The following is a 15,140-nucleotide window of genomic DNA, read 5'->3' as shown; positions in this document are numbered from 1 at the left end:
CTTCTTTTGGCGACGCAAAAGAAGGTAGGTGCGCCGCCGGGCGCACACCCCGGCCTCCGCCCTCAACCAAGGCATGACCCAACCACCGCCAACAAGGCTCAAGGCTCAAGGCGCCGCCGTCTTCGGCTCAAAGTCGCAATACCGCGGCACCACACACTCCCAACACCGCGGCTTGCGCGCCACACACACATACCGCCCCAGCAAGATCAGCCAGTGGTGCGAATCCACCGCATACGCATCCGGCACCCGCTTCACCAACTGCAACTCCACCGCCAACGGGTTCTTGCCCGGCGCCAGCCCCGTGCGGTTGCTCACCCGAAAGATGTGCGTATCCACCGCCATCGTGGGCTGGCCGAAGGCCACGTTGAGCACCACGTTGGCCGTCTTGCGCCCCACGCCGGGCAGGGCTTCGAGCGCCTCGCGCGTGCGCGGCACCACGCTGCCATGCTGCTCCACGAGGATGCGGCAGGTAGCCATCAGGTTCTTCGCCTTCGTGCGGTACAGGCCGATGGTCTTGATGTAGCCCTCCAGCCCTTCGAGCCCCAGGTCCAGGATGGCCTGCGGCGTGCCCGCCACCGGAAACAGCTTGCGCGTGGCCTTGTTCACGCCCACATCGGTGGCCTGGGCCGAGAGCAGCACGGCCGCCAGCAGCTCGAACGGGGTGGTGTACTCCAGCTCCGTGTTGGGCATGGGGTTGGCGGCCTTGAGGGCGGCGAAGAAGGGTTCGATCTGCTCGGTTTTCATGGTGGGGAGGGGCCGTTTTTCTTGTCGGGTGCTGCATTGTCCCGCAGTGGATTCTTCACGGCGATTTGACGGCCGCAGCGCGTTTCTTTACAACGAATTTATACCGCGCTGCCTAGACTGCAAGCCATGTTTAACCCACTGCCTGCCGCCAGCTCCGAAGCCGCCTGGCTCCCTGGCCCAGGCCCCCGCATGCTGCACCCCAGCCCTTCCCTGGTTTCGCTCCACCGCGTGGCACTCAGCGCCGCTCCCCATGGCAATTTGGATGACATCGTGGTCCTTCCACTACGGTTGTCCGGCGCCGATGTGCCTGCAGTGCGGCGCGCCCTGCACCGCATCCTGGGCCCCCGGCTGGCCTGCTACCGCATCGGGATGGATGCTGCGCACCATGGCATCTGCGCCCATATCCACCTGCGCCGCAGCGAGCTAGCCACCTGCATGGGCCTGCTCATGGCGGGCATGCCACAGGCCGAGTTCGGCCGCATTGCGCGGCTGACCGGCACAGGCGCAAGCGCAGGCACCCCGTGCGTGCATTGAAGGCGCTGCCCCCGGAACATTCCAGCGGCCCCATTGGTCTGGGCACGCTGGAGGATGCGCCTGCACTCGATGCCCTGGAGCGCGCTGCGTTCACCGGCGACCGCATTGCCCTGGCCAGCTGGCGGCGCCTGCTGCGCAGCCCTTCGGCCCGGGTGCTGGTGGCCCGCGATGGCGCAGGCGAGTGCGCAGCGGTGCCCGGCGCCTGCGTGGTGCTGCTGCGCCGGGGCACCTTCGTCGCGCGCTTGTACTCACTGGCCGTCGCACCGCAGGCGCGCAACAGTGGGCTGGCCAGCGCCTTGGTCACCGAGGCCCTGGCCCATGCGCGCCGCGCAGGCTGTGCGCTGCTGCGGCTGGAGAGCCGGGCCGACAATGCCGGCGCCCACCGCCTGTTCCGGCGCTTCGGCTTCGTGCCTTCGGGCCGCAAGATCGCCTACTACGAGGATGGGGCCGACGCCATCTGCTTCCAGAAGGACCTGTTCGACGACAAGGGCCAGGGCGCGCATCCGGTGCTCCGCAGCGCGCGGCACTACGGGCAGACGCTGGACTTCACCTGCGGCCCGTGCGCGCTGCTGATCGCCATGTCGGCTCTGGACCCTGCCACCGTGATGGACCAGGCCGCAGAGATCCGCCTGTGGCGCGAGGCGACCACGGTGTTCATGGCAGCGGGCCACGGCGGCTGCGGTCCGTTCGGGCTGGCCTGTGCGGCGCTGCACCGGGGCTTCGATGTGTCGGTGTATGCCGCAGCGGGCTCCTCGCTGTTCATGGACAGCGTGCGCGAGCCGCACAAGAAGCGCGTCATCCAGCGCGTGGAAGACGACTTCCAGGCCGAGCTGCTGGCGCGCGGCGTGCCTATCTTCGCGCTGCCGGTGTCCGCCGAGGGGGTGATCGAGCAGTTGCGCCTGGGCCATGTGCCCATCGTGCTTATCAGCCTCTGGCGGCTGCACCGCGAAAAGTCGCCGCACTGGGTGGCGATCGTCGGCTTCGATGGCGCAGTGTTCCGCGTGCTCGACCCCATGGCCCGCTCCGGCGAGAGCGACGGCGGCATGTCGGTGAGCCTGGCCGAGTTCAAGAAGATCGCCCGCTACGGGCGCCGCCGCCAGACGGCGGCCGTCATCATTGCAAGCAAGAAAGAAGTTTCCCCGTGTCCTCAGAACATGTGATCGTGGTCGAAAAGCGCTCCGACTTCCGCTGGAGCGACCCCGGCGTGAAGATCGTCACCGCCGAGGAGTTCATTGCCGAAGGGCCCCAGGCGCGCAGCCGGGTGCGCAAGGTCACCAACCTGTGCCGCAGCTACAGCTACCTGGGCATCGGCTACTACTGCTCGCTGCTGGCCGAGGCCCGCGGCGACCGGGTGACACCGGGCGTGGAGGCCATCCTGGGCCTGGCGCGCGGCAAGGCGCGGGCGGCTTCCATCGCCGTGCTCGACCGCCTGGTCGGCCCGCTGCCGGGCATACCGCGCTCGGTCAGCACGCTCACGCTGCAGGTGTTCTTCGGGCGAACGGAAGACGCCGAGTTTGCCGCGCTGGCACGCAAGGGCTTTGAGCTGTTTCGCTGCCCGCTGCTGGAGATCGTGGTCGAGCGCTGCGATGCCCCGCAGGGCTGGCATGTGGCGGCCCTGCAGGCGCTGGACCCGCGTGGCGTAGACGCCCACCGCGACGAGGTCTTCACCGAAGCGCTGGGGCACTTCACGCGGCGCAGCTGGCGCCCCGTGGCGGCCGTGGCCGCGCCGCGCATGGACCTGGCCATATTGCATGACCCCACCGACCCGCTGCCGCCGTCGAGCGCGGCCACGCTCGCCAGGCTCATCACCGTCGGCGACAGCATGGGCATTGCTGCCGAGCTGATCGAGAAGAAGGATTTTTCGCGCCTGGCGCAGTTCGACGCCCTGTTCATTCGCGAGACCACGGCCGTCAACCACCACACCTTCCAGTTTGCCAAGCGGGCGGTGGCCGAAGGCATGCCCGTCATCGACGACCCGGTTTCCATCCTGCGCTGCACCAACAAGGCCTATCTGGCCGAGTTGCTGCGCGGCCATGGCATTGCCACGCCGCGCACACACATGCTTAGCCGCCGCACGCTGGCGGACTTTCAGCATGGGCTGGCCTACCCGGTGGTGGTCAAGGTGCCCGATGGCTCGTTCAGCCGCAGCGTGAAGAAGGCCGACCACTTTGCGCAACTGCAGGAAATCGCGCGCGAGATGCTCAAGGAGTCGGAAATCATCCTGGTGCAGGAGTACATGTACACCGATTTCGACTGGCGCATCGGCATCCTCGCGGGCCAGCCGCTGTTTGCCGCCAAATATTTCATGTGCGACGGGCATTGGCAGATTCTGCAGCACGGCGACAACGGCCAGTACACCGAGGGCCGCACCCAGGCCGTGCCCCTGCCCGAGGTGCCAGCCCATGTGCTGGCCGCCGCCACCGCCGCAGCGCGCCTGGTGGGCGACGGCTTCTACGGCGTGGACCTCAAGTGCAACGCCAGCGGCGCCCATGTGATCGAGATCAACGACAACCCCAACCTGGATACCGGGGTGGAGGACGCCATAACCGGGGATGCCGTGTACCGCAGCCTGCTGGGCCACCTGCTCACCCGCATGGAGCAGCGCCTGCACCGGGGGCAGGGCGGTGCGGGCAACCTGGCTGTGCCGGGGTTGCAGGCGGGAGATGGCGCAGCCGTGCAGATCACCCCGCTTCTGTCGTCGTCTGTCGCCGTCTCGGTACTGAGGTCCGCGACACGCACGGCACGTTGCGCCTGATCAGGCAGGCGCGTGCGCCCTTTTGCCAAGAGGCAGCCTGCGGCCCCTGCCGGGCCAGGCAGGTTGATGCCCAGGACCCAAGAAAATAATACGTTGGCGAAAAAATCGCTGGTGTGACCTATGAACGAGTTAGAGACATCCTTTGCGCCTGAGGTCGGGGAGCTTCAGCACATATCCAAAGCAGTCATCGCCCATGACCGTGCAGCCGTCGGCGCCGGACATCCCCAACCCCTGGCCTGCCTGGCACGCGACAACGGCCATCTGATTGGGGGCGCGGCAGGCCGGATTGAACTGGACCGGCTGTATGTGGAATACCTCTGGGTGGATGCAGCGCATCGGCGCAAAGGCCTGGGCCAGAGGCTGCTTGCCGGCATCGAGGGTGCCGCCAGAGGTGCTGGGTGCAACGAATGCCTCATTGAATCCCTGTCGCCAAAGACGGCGCTGATGTATGAACGCGCTGGATACCGGGGCTACGCCCAGATTGACAATTACATCCCGGGACTCACCTTGTTCGTGCTGCTCAAGCCGTTGATCTGATGGTGCACCACGCCGTTCACGATGTGTTGTTTGTCGGCATCGCCATTGCCGCGTTCCTGCTGGTGTTTCACATGGGGCAAAAACTCGCTGCCTGGCTGGAGGCTGCCTACGACAAATGGAAGACTCAACATCAGGACACGCCAGTTCAGTAGGAGCCTTCAGCCCGCCTCGCGCGCCACCAACTGCTCGCGCAGAAAATCCAGGAATCTGCGCACCCCTGCCGGCAGGGTGCGCCCGCCCAGCGTCTGCACCTCCACCGCGCGGGCGCTCATGCCGGGCTCGCGGATCTGGGCGGCGTGCAGTTCGCCGCGATGCACGCGGTCGCGCACCGTCACCTCGCCCGATATCGACAGGCCACCGCCGTGCAGCACGAAGTGCGTCAGCGTCTCGAAGTGGTTGCACACCAGCACCGGCTCGAACACCAGGCCGCGCTGGCTGCAGCCGATGTCGAACAGCTGGCGCACGGTGTTGTCGCGCTCGGGCAGGGCAATGGGATGCGGGTGCATCTGCGCCAGGGTGATCGATTTGAAGCGCGCCAGGGCATGGTCGGGTCGCATGATGGCGATCACCGGTGAGGCCTCGCGGTGCTGCACGCTGATGTCGCGCTCGGCCGCGCGGCTGTAGGTCAGGCCGATGTCTGCGTCGCCGTGCAGCACCGCCGTGGTCACCGCCGCCGGACTGGCCACGCGCACGTGGAACTGGATGCCCGGGTACTGCGTGCGGAACTGCGCCATCACGCGCGGCAAAAACTCGATGGCAAAGCCGGCCGAGCTGCACAGCCGCACCAGCCCGGTGTGCAGCCCCTGCAGCGCCTTTATGTCGGCCACCACGCGGTCGGCCTCCAGCGCGCCGCGCCGCGCATGGGCGGCCAGCATCTCGCCGGCCGCGCTGGGTGCCATGCCGCGCGGGCGCCGGTCGAACAGGGGCACGCCCAACAGATCCTCCAGCGCCGCCACCTGCCGGCTCACGGCCGAGGGCGACACGCTGAGCCGAGTGGCCGCCTCGCTCACCGAGCCGCTGCGCACCACCTCCAGAAAGTAGCGCAGGGCCGTGTCCTGCAGGCGGCTGGAGAGCATGGATGACCTCTTGTGGTTTGCGTAAAACGCAAGGGTAACCTCAGAAATCGTCGATTGCAGAAAAGCAGCAGCCTGCCTATGCTGACTTCGAAATGACTTATTCGAACGCAGCCACCCCCATGCCCGACTTCTCCAGCCTGCCCGCCACGGGCATCGCCCCCAGCGGCATCGTCGCCCACACGGCCGTGGGCCTGTCGCGTGCCATCCATGCGCGCGAGGTCTCGTGCGTGGAGGTGCTCGACGCCTACCTGGCCCAGGTGGACCGCCTGAACCCCGTGGTCAACGCCCTGGTGGCCATGGCCGACCGCGCTGCGCTGCACGCCCTGGCGGCAGAGCGCGATGCGCAACTGGCGCGTGGCCAGAGCCTGGGCCCGCTGCACGGCATGCCCCAGGCGCCCAAGGACATCGCGCCCGCTGCGGGCATGGTCACCACGCGCGGCTCCCCCCTCTTCGCAGGCCAGGTCTCGGCCACCGATGCCGTGGTGTTCGAGCGCATGCGCGCCAGCGGCGCGCTGTTCATCGGCCGCACCAATTCGCCCGAGTTCGGCCTGGGCGGGCACACCTACAACCCGGTGTACGGCACCACGCGCAATGCCTTCGACCCGGCGCGCTCGGCCGGCGGCAGCAGCGGCGGGGCCGGCGTGGCCGTGGCCCTGCACATGCTGCCCGTGGCCGATGGCTCGGACATGATGGGCTCACTGCGCACACCGGCTGCGTTCAACAATGTGTATGGCCTGCGCACCTCGCCGGGCCTGGTGCCGCACGGGCCTTCGGAAGAAGTGTTCTTCCAGCAGTTCAGCGTGACCGGGCCCATGGCGCGCAACATCCCCGACCTGGCGCTGCTGCTGTCGGTGCAGGCCGGTTTTGACGAGCGCCTGCCGCTCACGCGCCGCAGCGACGACGTGGCCGCCTTCGGCCAGCCGCTGGAGCGCGACTTCAAGGGCACGCGCATCGGCTGGCTGGGCGACCTGGGCGGCTACCTGCCCACCGATGCCGGGCTGTACTCCACCTGCGAGAAGGCGCTGGGCCATTTCCGCACCGTGGGCTGCACGGTGGAGAAGGCCGTGGTCGACTTCGACCTCACGCAGTTGTGGAATGCCTGGCTCGACCTGCGCAGCTTCAGCGTGGCGGGTGCCAATGCGGCCCTGTACCACGACAGTGCCAAGCGCGCCCAGCTCAAGCCCGAGGCGGTGTGGGAGATACAGCGCGGCCTGGCGCTGACTGCCATGCAGGTCTATGACGCAGCGCGCGTGCGCACGGCCTGGTACCAGGTGCTGCGCGGGCTGTTCACGCGCTTCGACTTCCTGGTGCTGCCCGCGGCCCAGGTGTTCCCTTTCGACGCCAGCCTGGACTGGCCGCACGAAGTGGCCGGGCGCCGCATGGACACCTACCACCGCTGGATGGAGACCGTGGTGCCCGCCACCATGGCCGGCCTGCCAGCGCTGGCGGCGCCCGCGGGCTTTGGCCCCGAGGGCCTGCCGGCCGGCCTGCAGATCATCGGCCCCGCGCAGACCGACGCGGCGGTGCTGCAGATCGGCCATGCGTATGACCTGGCCAGTGGTTACTCGCGTGTGCACAGTCCGCTGCTGCGCTGATCGGTTGCCGTCGCTCTTCGCCCCCCCATTCCTTCGTCCTGTTGCTCCTGGAGATGTTCCCCATGCCGATGCCGCGTTCCCGTTTCCTGTCGTGTCTTGTGGCCGGTGCAGCCGTGCTGGCGGTGCCCGCCGTCGCGTTGGCCCAGCAGGGCTACCCTGATCGCCCCATCAAGCTCGTCGTGCCCTTTGCACCCGGCGGCGCCACCGACATCCTGGGGCGCCTGCTGGCCACCTCGATGGGCGAGCGCCTGGGCCAGCCCATGGTGGTGGAGAACCGGGCTGGTGCCGGCACCGTGGTGGGGGCCTCCATCGTGGCCAAGGCCCCGGCCGATGGCTACACGCTGCTGCTGGGCGCCAACACCACCTTCACGCTGAACCCCGCCATCCGCAGCAACCTGCCGTACGACCCCGTGCGCAGCTTCACGCAACTGGGCCTGGTGGCCGACATGGGCCTGCTGCTGGTGGCCCACAACGACACGCCCGGCAGCACGCTCAAGGACGTGATCGCCCAGACCCGGGCCGCGCCCGAGAAGTTCTCGTATGGCTCCTACGGCACCGGCTCGTCGGTGCACTTCGGCGGCGAGGTGCTCAAGTCCACCACCGGCGCGAAGATGCTGCACGTGCCCTTCAACGGCAGCGCGCCCAACCTCACCGCGCTGATGGGCGGGCAGGTGCAGTTCGCGGTCGATACGGTGGTGGCATCCACCCCGCTGATCAAGGCCGGCAAGATCAAGCCCATCGCGGCTTTGGGCGCGCAGCGCCTGGCCCTGCTGCCCAATGTGCCCACCGTGGCAGAAAGCGGCTACCCCGGCTTCGACATGGGCTCGTGGTTCGCTTTCGTCGGGCCCGCCGGCCTGCCCGCGCCCGTGCAGGCCAAACTGGAGAAGGCCCTGGCCGACACCATGGCGTCGGCCGAGTTCAAGAAGAAGCTGGTGGACATCGGCCTCACGCCCTCCTGGTCCAACGGCGACGGCCTGCGCGCCCGCATCGAGCGCGAGCTGCCGGCCATGCGGGCCGTGGCGGCCAGGGCGGATATCCGCGGCGACTGATTGCGCAACGGGGGCGGGAAGGGCGGTCGCCGCTCACTCCCCGGACGTGGTGTTTGGCGACGGCTTGCGGCATTTCATCGCAACGCAGTTTGCTGGGCCCACCCGCCTGCCTACAGTGCCATCCAACCGCCGCCGTGGCGGTCCTTGAAGGCACACCATGATGAAGACACTGTTCCAGACCCTTGCCGCCGCCGCCCTGCTGGGCCTCGCCGGCCAGGCCGGCGCGCAACAAGCCGGTTACCGCACGCTGACCGTCCCGGGGGATGCGCCCATCAGCGTCGCATTGTTCTACCCCACGGCCGCAACCGCCCGCGCCCTGCCCATGGGCCCCTGGCAGCCCGTGGTGGCGCCGGGCGCTCCTGCGGGGCAGGCGCCGCTCAAGGGATTGGTGCTGATTTCGCACGGCACGGGCGGCTCCGAGGTGGGGCACCACAACCTGGCCACCCGGCTGGCCAGGGATGGCTACCTGGTCGCGGCCCTGCGCCACCCCGGTGACAACTGGCAAGACCGCTCCATGATCACCTCCGGCCACTACTTCGGCGAGCGCCCGCGCCAGGTCAGCCGGGTGCTCGACGCGCTGCTGGCCAGCCCCGAATGGGGCAGCCGCATCCCGGCCGAACGCATCGGCGCGGTGGGGCATTCCGCCGGGGGCTATACGGTGCTGGCACTGGCCGGGGCCGAGGCTGAGCCGGCGCGCGCGGCCAAGCACTGCGCTACCGTGCAGGACGACCCGGGCTTCTGCTCGCTGGCCAAGGGGTCCCCGGCAGGTGCTGCCATTCCTGCCGCCAGCGGCAAGGGCGTTGCGCCAGACGCCCTGCGCGTCTCGGTGCCCGACCGGCGCATCCGCGCCGTGGTCGCCCTGGCCCCCATGGCCGTGGTGTTCACCCCCGAGAGCCTGGCGGCCATCACCGTGCCGGTGCGCGTCATCGTGGCCGAGCGCGATGTGGTGCTGGTCGGCAAGTACCATGGCGGCCATGTCGTCGCCCACCTGCCCAGGGCCCAGGCCAGCACGGCAGCGGGGGCAGGGCACTTTGCCTTCATGGCGCAACCGTCCATGCCGCTGCCGTCTGATGCGGGCGATGCCGCTGCCAACCCGCCGGGCTTTGATCGCGTGGCCTACCAGCCGCAGCTGGAGAACCAGGTGGCGGAGTTCTTTGCGCGGCAGTGGCGGTGATAGTCTGCTCCAAGAGCAGCCAACAGCGCCCACTACGCCCAATACGCCCTGCAAGTAGGACTTACATTGCGAGGCGTTATAAACCAGGGAGCACCAGACCACCTACACCACTTCATGCTGCCGCCCACCGCGCCTCCGTCTACCGTCTTTTCCACGGATGCCTTCCCCGAGGACAACCGCTTCGATGCCTGGCGGGACAGCATCTCCGTGCTGTTCGACGTGGTGCCGCACTCGCGATTGCGCCCCACGGACTTTAGTGCCTCGGTGGCCGCCACGCACCTGGGCGAGCTTCTGGTCGGACAACTGCATTTCAGTGGTCAGCAGTTCTCCCGCTCTCGCGCCCGCATGGCGCGCGACGGGCTGGACCACTACCTCGTACAGTGGTATCGCAACGGTGGCTTTGTGGGCCAGCTCGACGATGGCAGGACCGATATCCATGTTCAGGCTGGAGACATCGTGGTCTTCGACCTGCAGCGCAGCCAGCACACCCACGCCCAGGCCTCCGATGTGATGACGCTGGTACTGCCGCGCGAGCGCATGGACGAGTACCTGGGGGCGTCCGCCAGGCAACTCCATGGTACGGTGCTCCCAACCGGAGCCGGTCTGGGTGGGCTGCTGTCGGACCACATGGATTCGCTCCTGCACCGCCTGCCCACCCTGAGCGCCCAGGACGCATCGACCGTCACCAGCATCACCTCGCAAATGCTCGCTGCATGCCTGGGGCCTGCGTTGAAGAAATCGACTGGCAGCACATCGGTGGGCTTCGCGCTGCAAGCGTCGCCGCAAGCCCTGCTGGAATGCATACAGCGGTACATCGGTCACCACCTGGGCCGCCCGCTCAGTGCCGAAAGCCTTTGCGAGGCCTTTGATCTCTCGCGCGGCAGTCTGTACCGGCTTTTCGAGCCCTTCGAGGGCGTATCCCGCTACATTCAAAGCCGGCGACTGCAGCGAGCCTTCCACCTGCTGCTGAGCCCCGCCAATCTTCGTCTGGGCATTGCGGAGATCGCTGCACGCGTGGGCTTCGCGAGCGAAGCCCATTTCAGCCGTGCATTCCGGGCGGCGTTTGGCCAGCGACCCAGCGACGTCCGGGCCCTGTCCCGGCACGGCGGCCTCACCAGTGCAGCACACGCGCAGGTGTCCACCGAGTATGCCCAGTGGGTGCGTTACCTGGCAGTCTGAGATCGTTTTTCAACCGCAAGTAAGACGCCTCAACCGCTTTGCCCGGTGGCGTGCGCCGCTTCGATGTCGCCCCCGGGGCTGGAACGCCTGGACAAGTCGGCGAGAACGCCGAGTCAAGTGGGACCTGAATGTCCGCCATAGCATCTTGAGGTAGCAAGTCCCGTTGCGCTCCCTCCGTGCGAAGAGCTGCGGAGCCTGGATACCGGGGCGCTCCTGCCATGGCATTTTCGCTCCGCCCCATCGCCCGACCTGGGTGGGTGCGCGGCAGGACATAGCCGGCGCCTGGATCGACAGGGCCGTGGTGATCACTTCGCCCCAGGCCACTGCGCGGTTCGGTCCATCTCTCATGGGCAAGCCCCTACCCGCTGAAACAGCTTCAACACAGGCAATCACGACATGATGAACGTCGATCAAACGACCGCGCACGAAGCAAGTGTCCCAGTACGGGAAATCGTATTTGTAGACAGTCGCGTCCAGGACGCAGGTACCTTGCTCAAGAAATTTGCGCCAGGCGTTGAGGTGGTCTATCTCCGCGCTGGCGAAGATGGCCTGCACCAGATGGCGCTCGCAATGGGTGCGGGTGGCGACGTGGGAGCGGTGCATGTGCTGGCGCACGGTAGCGAAGGACAGCTGTGGCTGGGCGACACCTTCCTGGACTCGGGCACCGTCGCAATGCATGCAGACGCGCTCGCTGCCTTGGGCCAGGCAATGACGGCCGATGCGGACTTGCTGATCTATGCCTGTGATGTGGGGCGCGCAGATGCTGGGGCCCGGTTGGTGTCCGAGATGGCGGCGCTCACTGGCGCCGATGTTGCCGCGAGCGCCAATCGGACAGGCTCGCATGGAGACTGGGAGCTTGAAGTCAGCACGGGCCAGATATCCACGGCAGCGCTTGCAGCGACCTCTGGCGAATACCTCCATGACCTTGCGATCCTCACCGTCACGAGCGGTGCTGACTCCGGGGTCGGGTCGCTTCGCAATGCCATTGCCAACGCCACGCAGGGCGACACCATCACCTTTGCCAACTCCGTCACGAACATCTCCCTGAGCTCAGGGCAGTTGGTGCTGGGAACGGGACTCACGATCGATGGCGATCTGGACGACAACGGCACGGCAGATGTCACCATCGACGCCAACCATGGCAGTCGCGTGGTGTATGTGTCGGCGGGAGCGTCGGTCACGCTTGAAGGGCTGGTCATCAAGAACGGGCTGGTAGCGGCCAATGGCGGCAGCAATGCTGGCAACCTGTCTAACTTAGGGCGCCCAGGGAGCGATGCGCAGGGCGGCGGGATCTACAACGCGGGCGATCTGCTGATACGCAACAGCACCATCACCGAAAACAAGGCGTCCGGCGGTGGCGGTACCGGTGGGCCCTTTCCGAAGGCGGGCGGTGGTGGTGGCGGTGGTGGCTTTGGATCCGGTCTGGGTGGTGCCGGAGGCGCGGATCGTACCTCTGAACCGCCCACCCCTGCCACTGCGGGACATGGGGGCAATGGCGCAGGAACCTCGGGCGGTCAGCGCGGGGGGTATGGCGGAGGGTCGACCGGCGGCAATGGAGGCGGGGCCAACATCCAGTTTGTCGGCCAAGCTTACAGCGTGGGGGGCGCGGGCGCCACGGCAAGCAACGGGAGTATTTCCATCGGCGGCGGTGGCGGCGGCGGTGGCGGTATCTATGACGGCGGGGCAGGGGGAAGTGCTGCAGGTGGCATCTACAACACCGGCACCCTGTCGATAGTAGGCAGCGTGGTCAGCAACAACATCGGTGCCGGCGGCGGCGGCGGTGGCGGTGCAGCTGCCAGCTATGCCGGCCGTGGCAACGGTGGCGCGGGTGGCGCGGGCATCGGTGCGGTGTGGAACAGTGGTGGCACGTTGCGAATCGATGCCTCTACGCAAGCCAGCATGGCAAACGGCAACAAAGGCGCCGGAGGTTCGGGGGGAGGCGTGAGCGGCTCGGGCAACGCTGCCGGTGCGGCCGGGGCATCTATCGATGCCGTATCGGGCCCCTATCAGAATGACCTGCGGGACGCCCGTATCACCAGCGCCCAGTACGATGCCAGCACCGGGGTTCTTTCGGTGACCGGAACCAATCTGGTGGCTGGCGACAGCATCATTGCATCGAAGCTCACACTCAGCGGCCAAGGCGGCGGTCGCCACACCCTGACCAGTGGCAACGCCACTGCCAGCAGTTCCACGGCGTTTTCGCTCACGCTCAATGCTGCCGACCAGCTCGCGGTCAATGGCCTGCTGAACAAGGACGGCACCACGGCCGTGGATGCGACCACCTTCAACCTGGCGGCGGCTTCCAACTGGAATGCTACGGCGTCTGCGCCGTCCGACCTGACAAGCAATGCGGTTACCGTCTCCAACGTCACCGCCCCGACCATCACCAGCGCCACTTACGACGGCGCCGCCCACGTCCTCACGGTCACCGGCACCGGCTTGGTCAAGACCGTCGGTGCCGCGAATGACATCACCGTCAATAAGCTGACCATCACCGGCGAGAGCGGTGCCACCTATGCCTTGTCCACATCGGGCAATGTGGAAGTGAGCTCGGCCACCAGCTTCACAGTCACCCTCACCGGCGCGGACATCGCTGGCGTCGCATCGCTGCTCAACAAGAACGGCACCGCCTCGGCCAGCGGCGCCACCACCTACAACATCGCTGCCGCCGATGACTGGAACAGCGTGGTTACGGGCGGCAACATCGCGGATGCGAGCAACGGTATCACCGTCAGCAACGCGGCGCCCAGCATCGTGGGCGCCACTTACGATGCCGCCACCGGCATCCTCACGGTCTCGGCCGTGAACATCGTGGCCGGCGACAGCATCGATCTGACCCGGCTGTCCCTTACCGGGGAGGGCGGTGGCAATGTAGCCCTGTCCGGCCCCAACGTGCTGGCCAGCAGTGCCACCGAGTTCAGCGTCACGCTCAATGCTGGGGACAAGCTGGTCATGAATGGCCTCCTGAACCAGAACGGCACCAGCGCCGTGAGCGCAACCACCTTCCAGTTGCTGGCCGGCGCCAACTGGGACTCCACGCGCGCCAGTGGTGTCGACAATTCGGGCAACACCGTCACGGTCTCCAATGTGGTCGCTCCCACCATCACCAGCGCTGCCTACGACATCGCCAACCATCTCCTCACGGTCACCGGCACCAACCTGGTCAGGACCATCGGGGCATCCAATGACGTCACGGTCTCGGCCCTGACCATCACCGGCGAGGCAGGCACCACACGCACCTTGTCCACCACGGGGAATGTCGAAGCGCTGTCGGCCACCAGCTTCACCGTGACCCTGGCCGGCGCCGATGTCGCCGCCGTCGAGGCCCTGTTCAACAAGAGCGGCACCACCTCCACAGGCGGCACCGCCTACAACCTCGCTGCGGCCGATGACTGGAACAGCGTGATTACCGGCGGCAACATCGCCGGCCCCACTTCGGCCATTACAGTATCGAACGTGCCCGTGCCGGTCATCACCAGCGCCACCTACAACGCCGCCACCGGGGCGCTGGTCGTAACCGGCACCGGTTTCAGCTCCCTGGCCGGTGCGGCCAACGACATCGTGGCCAATAAGTTCACCCTGACCGGCGAGGGTGGCTCCACCCATACGCTGAGCAGTATCAGCAATGTGGAGATCACCAGCGCGACGTCATTCACCCTGATCCTGGGCGCCGCAGACCGGAGCGCCGTGAACGCCCTGGCCAACCAGAACGGCACCAGTTCCACCGGCGGCACCACCTACAACCTGGCCGCAGCCGAGGACTGGGCCGCTGGGGCGGATGCTGGCGTAGTGCTGGCGGACATCACGGGCAATGGCGTCGCCGTGGCCAACGTGGCCGTGCCCATCGTCACCTCCTCCACCTACAACGTGGGCACCGGCGTGCTGGCGGTCACGGGTGCCAATCTGCTGGGTCTCAGCGGCACGGCCAACGACATCGCGGCCAACAGGCTGACTTTCACGGGCCAGGGCGGCGCCACCTACATGCTGACCGATACCGTCGACGTGGACATCACCAGCGCCACCAGTTTTACCCTGACCCTGAGCGCCACCGACAAGGCGGCACTGGCTCTGCGGATGAACAAGGATGGTCTGAGCTCCACCGACACCACCACCTACAACCTGGGCATGCTGGAGGACTGGAATGCGGGGGCAGCCACTGCCGTGCTGATTGCAGATCTGAGCGGCAACCCGATCACGGTGGCAGGCAGCAATGTGGCGCCCACGGTGGGCGGGGCGGTGGCGGCGCAAGCCGTCAACGACAACGCAACGGTTTCGCCGTTCGCGGGCATCGTCATCAGCGACCCGGACGTGGGGGCCTCCGAGACGGTGATCATCACGCTGGACACTGCGGCCAAGGGCGCGTTCACTGCGGCCTCGCTCACGGCCTCGGGCTTCTCCACCGCCGATGGCGGGCTCACGTACACCCATGCGGCAGGCACTCCCGCCGACATCCAGGCAGCGCTTCGCGCCCTGGTGTTCAAACCGGCAGTGGGTCGT

The 15,140-nt window shown here is 67.4% G+C and carries 12 protein-coding genes; 10 read left to right on the top strand and 2 right to left on the bottom strand.

The window, feature by feature from the left end:
- Positions 1–105: 105 nt before the first annotated feature.
- A complete protein-coding gene (gene nth, locus ASE31_RS08300) occupies positions 106–744 on the bottom strand; it encodes an endonuclease III (RefSeq protein WP_057201156.1) in 639 nt (212 codons plus the stop codon).
- A gap of 270 nt (positions 745–1,014) precedes the next feature.
- On the opposite strand from nth, the gene ASE31_RS08295 reads away from it, so the two are divergent.
- From ASE31_RS08295 to ASE31_RS31500, 5 genes are all read left to right on the top strand, one after another.
- Positions 1,015–1,278: a hypothetical protein gene (locus ASE31_RS08295; RefSeq protein ID WP_162261386.1), complete on the top strand. Its 264-nt coding sequence runs from the start codon at positions 1,015–1,017 to the stop codon at positions 1,276–1,278.
- Complete coding sequence (locus ASE31_RS08290; protein ID WP_235514347.1) at positions 1,266–2,438, top strand: GNAT family N-acetyltransferase/peptidase C39 family protein; 1,173 nt, start codon at positions 1,266–1,268, stop codon at positions 2,436–2,438. Before ASE31_RS08295 ends, ASE31_RS08290 begins: the two co-directional genes overlap by 13 nt.
- The gene (locus ASE31_RS08285; protein ID WP_082604074.1) at positions 2,420–4,033 is read left to right on the top strand and encodes a RimK family protein; all 1,614 of its coding nucleotides are present in this window, start codon (positions 2,420–2,422) and stop codon (positions 4,031–4,033) included. Before ASE31_RS08290 ends, ASE31_RS08285 begins: the two co-directional genes overlap by 19 nt.
- A 120-nt stretch (positions 4,034–4,153) precedes the next feature.
- The gene (locus tag ASE31_RS08280; RefSeq protein ID WP_057201153.1) at positions 4,154–4,570 is read left to right on the top strand and encodes a GNAT family N-acetyltransferase; all 417 of its coding nucleotides are present in this window, start codon (positions 4,154–4,156) and stop codon (positions 4,568–4,570) included.
- Entirely contained in the window at positions 4,570–4,722 is a 153-nt protein-coding gene (locus ASE31_RS31500; RefSeq protein WP_157412412.1) for a hypothetical protein, read from the top strand. Before ASE31_RS08280 ends, ASE31_RS31500 begins: the two co-directional genes overlap by 1 nt.
- A gap of 6 nt (positions 4,723–4,728) precedes the next feature.
- On the opposite strand, the gene ASE31_RS08275 is transcribed toward ASE31_RS31500, so the two are convergent.
- Positions 4,729–5,646: a LysR family transcriptional regulator gene (locus tag ASE31_RS08275; protein ID WP_057201152.1), complete on the bottom strand. Its 918-nt coding sequence runs from the start codon at positions 5,644–5,646 to the stop codon at positions 4,729–4,731.
- Positions 5,647–5,738: 92 nt separating this feature from the next.
- On the opposite strand from ASE31_RS08275, the gene ASE31_RS08270 reads away from it, so the two are divergent.
- The 5 genes from ASE31_RS08270 to ASE31_RS32935 all read left to right on the top strand — a co-directional run.
- Entirely contained in the window at positions 5,739–7,241 is a 1,503-nt protein-coding gene (locus tag ASE31_RS08270; RefSeq protein WP_369819442.1) for an amidase, read from the top strand.
- A gap of 62 nt (positions 7,242–7,303) precedes the next feature.
- Positions 7,304–8,290 carry a tripartite tricarboxylate transporter substrate binding protein gene (locus ASE31_RS08265; RefSeq protein WP_057201164.1) on the top strand — a complete coding sequence of 329 codons (987 nt, stop codon included), beginning with the start codon at positions 7,304–7,306 and terminating at the stop codon, positions 8,288–8,290.
- A gap of 160 nt (positions 8,291–8,450) precedes the next feature.
- The gene (locus ASE31_RS08260) at positions 8,451–9,464 is read left to right on the top strand and encodes a hypothetical protein (RefSeq protein WP_235514346.1); all 1,014 of its coding nucleotides are present in this window, start codon (positions 8,451–8,453) and stop codon (positions 9,462–9,464) included.
- 114 nt (positions 9,465–9,578) lie between these two features.
- The gene (locus tag ASE31_RS08255; RefSeq protein WP_057201147.1) at positions 9,579–10,643 is read left to right on the top strand and encodes a helix-turn-helix domain-containing protein; all 1,065 of its coding nucleotides are present in this window, start codon (positions 9,579–9,581) and stop codon (positions 10,641–10,643) included.
- A gap of 396 nt (positions 10,644–11,039) precedes the next feature.
- A partial coding sequence (locus tag ASE31_RS32935; protein ID WP_157412411.1) for a DUF4347 domain-containing protein occupies positions 11,040–15,140 on the top strand: 4,101 nt, incomplete at its 3' end.

The organism is Acidovorax sp. Root217 (assembly GCF_001428645.1).
Lineage (GTDB): Bacteria > Pseudomonadota > Gammaproteobacteria > Burkholderiales > Burkholderiaceae_C > Acidovorax.
This window is presented reverse-complemented; position numbering and strand designations above follow the sequence as displayed.

Bases quoted from the DNA above. Each gene is read 5' to 3' on its own strand.
- nth (WP_057201156.1), bottom strand. From the start codon at position 744: ATGAAAACCGAGCAGATCGAACCCTTCTTCGCCGCCCTCAAGGCCGCC.
- ASE31_RS08280 (WP_057201153.1), top strand. From the start codon at position 4,154: ATGAACGAGTTAGAGACATCCTTTGCGCCTGAGGTCGGGGAGCTTCAG.
- ASE31_RS31500 (WP_157412412.1), top strand. From the start codon at position 4,570: ATGGTGCACCACGCCGTTCACGATGTGTTGTTTGTCGGCATCGCCATT.
- ASE31_RS08275 (WP_057201152.1), bottom strand. From the start codon at position 5,646: ATGCTCTCCAGCCGCCTGCAGGACACGGCCCTGCGCTACTTTCTGGAG.
- ASE31_RS08270 (WP_369819442.1), top strand. From the start codon at position 5,739: ATGACTTATTCGAACGCAGCCACCCCCATGCCCGACTTCTCCAGCCTG.
- ASE31_RS08265 (WP_057201164.1), top strand. From the start codon at position 7,304: ATGCCGATGCCGCGTTCCCGTTTCCTGTCGTGTCTTGTGGCCGGTGCA.
- ASE31_RS08260 (WP_235514346.1), top strand. From the start codon at position 8,451: ATGAAGACACTGTTCCAGACCCTTGCCGCCGCCGCCCTGCTGGGCCTC.
- ASE31_RS08255 (WP_057201147.1), top strand. From the start codon at position 9,579: ATGCTGCCGCCCACCGCGCCTCCGTCTACCGTCTTTTCCACGGATGCC.